The following is a 2,878-nucleotide window of genomic DNA, read 5'->3' as shown; positions in this document are numbered from 1 at the left end:
TTCGGATGGGTGGTGCTGGTCGCCGTCATGTTCGCTGTTTTCGGTCTCATCTTCGTCCTGGGAGGCCGGCTCTCCTCCACCCTGGATGCCCTCTTCAGCTCTCTCCAAAAGGTTTTCATGGCTCTCCCCATTGTCCCGTGGCTGCGGGACTTCCTGTGGGGTGGCATCTTGCAGGGTATCCTGGCGGGCGTCTCCGTCGCCCTTCCCTATATCGTACCGTTCTACATCATCCTGTCGTTCCTGGAGAACTCGGGATACCTGGCGCGCATGGCATTTCTCACCGACGCCATCATGCACCGTATGGGTCTGCACGGCAAGGCTTTCATCCCCATCATCCTCGGGTTTGGGTGCAATGTACCCGCAGTCCTGGGGACACGGATCATGGAACGCGACCGGGACCGCTTCATTGCCGGTGTGCTCGCGACGCTCGTCCCATGCTCAGCGCGCACGGTCGTCATCCTGGGACTCGTGGGCGCCTTCATGGGTTTCTGGCCCGCGCTGTCGTTGTACATCATCAGCCTCATCATCGTCTTCATCGTCGGCCGCGTGCTGAACCGTTTCATCCCGGGGACCAATCCAGGACTCATCATGGAGATGCCCAAGCTGAAGTGGCCGCCCTTGCGCATCACGCTCAAGCAGACCTGGTTCAGGCTCAAGGATTTCGTGATCTTTGCGTTCCCCATCATCGCGGCCGGCTCCATCGTCCTCTATGTTGTCGACAAACTGGGGTGGCTGATTCCTCTCACGACATGGGCGGCGCCCTTCACTCAGGGTGTCCTGGGGCTCCCTCCTGTGGCGCTGGTCGTCCTCATCTTTGGCGTCCTGCGCAAGGAGCTTGCGCTCATCATGCTGGCCACGCTGATGCATACATCCCAGTTTGGGACAGTCATGACACCTCAGCAGATGTACGTCTTCGCTCTGATCGTCATGCTCTACGTCCCCTGTGTCAGCACTATCGCTGCACTGAAACGCGAGTTCGGCAATCGCCGTGCGGCGCTCGTCAGTGCAGGAGAGATCGTGCTCGCGCTCACCCTTGGCGCCATGGTCAACTGGGGCTGGAACCTGGTGTCGCTCCTGCGTTAAGTGGGAGTGACGACGTGCTCCCGTTTTACAGGGCATTGCCGCTCCAGAATGCTTTGACAAAACAACGCCGAGGGCAATAATGACCGAGGAGAGGTGACGCAATGATACAGGAAAACCTGGGCGAACGGCTGAATCTGTACGAGGCAATGTCCGAGCGCAACCCGCGCGACGGCCTGGTCAGCGTCGGCAAGACGTATCTGTACATTCTCTCCAATCGACCGCAGGATGCACTCAAGTCCGCCCTGGAAGCATCGCTGTCGGTCTCTTCCAAGAGCCTGCGCGTCCAGCTGGCCATCGCACTCGGGTACTACCTTCGCGATAAACCCAGCGAAGCGCTCATCGAAAGCCGGTACGCGCTCAACATCGATCCTGCCAGCCCCCTCTGCCATCTGGTCCACGCGAGCATCCTGCTGGCTCTTCAGCGCACCGACGAAGCCAGACTCGCGTTCCTGAAGTGTCTCTCGCTCTCCTCTGACAACACCTTCCTCACCGACCTCAGACTCCACAACCGCAGTGCCATCTATGCCGCCCAACTCCAGAACCCGCTTCTCGCAGCATACAGCAACCTCAGGCTGCGCGTCCCGGACATGACCGAGACCGACGTGCAGCAACTGGTCGAACAGAACCCGACCGACCCTGTGCTGAAGGCACTGTTTGCTTCTCTGCAGCGACGCAGCGGCAAGATCCGTGAGGCCCTCGCCCTTCTCGAGACCGGCCTGGCAAGTTATGAAGCATTTCCTGAGAGACTCTATCTGCTATGGAAGACGTATGACGACCAGCTTGGTGACCATCAGAAAGGAGAGCTCTTCGTCCGGCGCCTGCTCGAGGTCGATCCACTCAACGACCGGGCCACCGGTCTGGGCTACTCCAACCTTGATGAGGAGACGCTGCGCCATATCAACTTCATCAAGTCTCTCGAGGACCTTCCCGACTCTATCTTTGCCGGGGTACTGCCCGTTCGGGAGTTGGAGAACCTCATTGAAACAACGGAAGCGGAGGCTTTCGACATCACGGCCCTGACGCCGCTGGGGGAAAGAGAAGCTGCCTCGCTTGAGAAAACGTTCATCCTGCCGGGCATTTCACAACAACCTCAGGTTCCTGAGCCGGAAGCACCTCCCGAGATTTCCCCCGCGGTCGTGTCCCTGGCGAGCGAGGAGCCGGCAGGTCCCTCACAGCCCGTCATGGCCCACATGGTAAGTATGCTGGAACAGGCACAGCTCATCGCACGCGACTTGCGGCCCACCCCCACGCCGGCTCCGATGTCCCGTGCTCCGGTCGAAGCCACCCCCGTGTCCAGTATCCCTCAGCCGATTTCCCCCACCAATCGGGAGCCAATATCCGTAGCCGAGCCCGCTTCTTCCGAACGGCCCTCGCAACCGGCCGAACCCGCTCATGTAACAATGCGATACGCCAACGGTCTGCTGGAAGATTCACGCTTTGAGGAAGCGCTGCAGGCCTTCCTGGAGCTGAGTCATAAGAGCTAGCCTCCGGCCCGGGCAGGACTGCGCCCATCCGTTGAACAATGTCGGATCATCGGCCGTCTAATAGCGGGTGATGTGATGAGAAAACTAAGATTGATTTCCTGCCTGATCGTGGGCTTGCTGTGTTGTTCACTCCTGGCACCGGTCGCCAGTGCGGCGTCGACGTTCACCGCCGATCTGGACCTCTACAGGACTCACAATAAGACGACTTCGGACGCTGCGCACGAGTTGGCGGCCTATGTCACCGCTGAAGTGCTCTTTGCGCACTCACTCAAGGGGACTACGCCACAGTACCGTCTCCTCGTCCGCACCTA

3 protein-coding genes are annotated in these 2,878 nt (G+C 59.8%); all 3 read left to right on the top strand.

What is annotated here, in order from left to right:
- Positions 1-1,083, top strand: a 1,083-nt coding sequence (locus SMC5_RS01015) for a ferrous iron transporter B (protein ID WP_133299132.1), incomplete at its 5' end; no start/stop codon positions are given.
- Between the two features lie 101 nt (positions 1,084-1,184).
- Positions 1,185-2,567, top strand: a complete 1,383-nt coding sequence (locus SMC5_RS01010) for a tetratricopeptide repeat protein (protein ID WP_119086834.1) — start codon at positions 1,185-1,187, stop codon at positions 2,565-2,567.
- Between the two features lie 75 nt (positions 2,568-2,642).
- Positions 2,643-2,878, top strand: a 236-nt coding sequence (locus tag SMC5_RS01005) for a hypothetical protein (protein WP_133299131.1), incomplete at its 3' end; no start/stop codon positions are given.

Source organism: Candidatus Cryosericum odellii (genome assembly GCF_003570935.1).
GTDB classification, from domain to species: domain Bacteria; phylum Caldisericota; class Caldisericia; order Cryosericales; family Cryosericaceae; genus Cryosericum; species Cryosericum odellii.
The sequence above is the reverse complement of the archived record's forward strand: the minus strand, read 5'-3'. Positions and strand labels throughout refer to the sequence as shown.

Excerpts from the sequence above, each read along its gene's own strand:
- SMC5_RS01010 (WP_119086834.1), top strand. The coding sequence starts at position 1,185 with ATGATACAGGAAAACCTGGGCGAACGGCTGAATCTGTACGAGGCAATG.